Genomic DNA, 1,335 nt, shown 5'->3' on the forward strand with positions numbered 1-1,335 from the left:
AAAAACAGACCAGGGTCACCGCCACACTGCACCACAATCAAGGCTATAGCTAAGTCTCTCACCTCCATTGCGAACCTTCGTTTTGAGGTCTTATAGCCTTGTTTATTCGCCTTTTTGTATATCAGAACGAGCATGCTCGTTATCAGGGTCATGTATAACATCACCTGCAAGCCATTTTTATTAAGGGAAACTAAGTGGCTTGTGTTGAGTTCCTGTTTTAGAAAGCGAAAAAAAACCTCGATGTCCCATCGCCTGCGGTAGGCCTGGGCAATTTCTTTAGCAGGCAAGCTGAAATCGTTAGTTAACAGCCAGTACTCTTTGCCTTCCTGCACTTTGCTTTTGACGATGATCAGGCGAAAAGTACTTTCCACCAGTTCCTCTCTGTAATGCTTGTTCCCTCGTTTGTTGGCTATAGGTATACCCGTATAAAGCCTGACAATACCATCTCTGAGCAGCATAGATTCGCCCATGTCCATATCTTGTCCTTCGACAATGAGTGATTGGATTAGTTCAAACTTTCTGTTCTCTTTTGCGCGGCAGATGAAAGTTACCTGGTTCTCACTGAATGCTTTCATTGTCCTGGTGGATTGAAGACCCCTGTCCAGTACATAGATATTCTGATGACCGGGTTCTTTTTTTACATGCGCCATGACAACCTCTGGCAATGCATTGTCTTCGTTAATATACTTTGGGTTGGTGAACACCTGTGCCAGACCAGGCAGCATCCCATCGAAGGCAAGACTATATTTGACCGCTTTCTTGCTGCTGCCGGGATTAACTATCCCTTCGCTTAGCTTACCAGCGGTTTCACTCACTATCGTACTGTCTACACGGATGAGATTATACTGCTTTCTTTGTGTTAAAGTATAGACCCCGGAAAACTGTTCATAAATGAACTCATAAATCTGTCTGAAATAATCGGGATCAACCCTGGACAATCTTTCGGAAATAGAACTCCTGCGCACTTTTTCATCTTCATCGAGATTGAAAAGTATCTTGAATACAGAATCGTTGAATGTGTCCTCAAGGCTTCGCTGGCTTAGCCTATCATTGTCCAAAATCCCATAAAGCAATAAATAAAACAGCTTATTACCATGCAAAACCTTTGCGTAATGATCGATCTTGGTAGTAAGCGACAAATTTGCGATCAGCGCCTCGGGAATGAAGCCCAAGAGTTGTTTTACAGTGATATTATGATCTTTAAAAATAGCCATATCTTATTGATTTACAGCATTTAATATACTTAAAACCAACGAGAATTGCAAATAAATAATTGATAATCAGATAGTTGAAACAAAATTAAGCTTGCCTAAAAATAAAAAAAAGTCGGAAGAG

At 41.2% G+C, this 1,335-nt stretch carries 1 protein-coding gene; it reads right to left on the bottom strand.

Annotation, left to right across the window (positions count from 1 at the left end; translation table 11 throughout):
* Positions 1–1,172: IS4 family transposase (locus tag HQN86_RS00005; protein WP_246269342.1), on the bottom strand; the 1,172-nt coding region annotated here is incomplete at its 3' end.
* Between the last annotated feature and the right edge of the window lie 163 nt (positions 1,173–1,335).

The organism is Pedobacter panaciterrae (genome assembly GCF_013204795.1).
Classification (GTDB): domain Bacteria; phylum Bacteroidota; class Bacteroidia; order Sphingobacteriales; family Sphingobacteriaceae; genus Pedobacter; species Pedobacter panaciterrae.